Origin of the sequence: Mesorhizobium sp. M7A.F.Ca.MR.148.00.0.0 (assembly GCF_003997735.1) — a bacterium.
Taxonomy (GTDB): domain Bacteria; phylum Pseudomonadota; class Alphaproteobacteria; order Rhizobiales; family Rhizobiaceae; genus Mesorhizobium.
Genome location: NZ_RZTB01000787.1, coordinates 1 through 211 on the forward strand (window position 1 = coordinate 1; position 211 = coordinate 211).

1 protein-coding gene is annotated in these 211 nt (G+C 61.6%); it reads left to right on the forward strand.

Translation table 11 applies throughout. The annotated features are described in order from the left end of the window. On the forward strand, positions 1 to 211 hold a 211-nt coding region (locus EOB49_RS36265; RefSeq protein ID WP_164782047.1), incomplete at both ends, for an FAD-linked oxidase C-terminal domain-containing protein.

Sequence of the window (211 nt, forward strand, 5' to 3'; positions counted from 1 at the left end):
GACATTTCGGTGCCTATTGCATCGATCCCGCGCTTCATCGAAGAAGCCGCCGGCGCCGTGGCGTCGGTAAGTGCAGGCGCCCGCGTGGTCTGCTTCGGTCATATGGGCGACGGCAATCTCCACTACAACATTTCGCGGCCAGTCGACGGCGATGATGAGGCGTTCCTCGCTCTCTATCACCCCATGAACAAGGCGGTGCACGGTGTGGTGC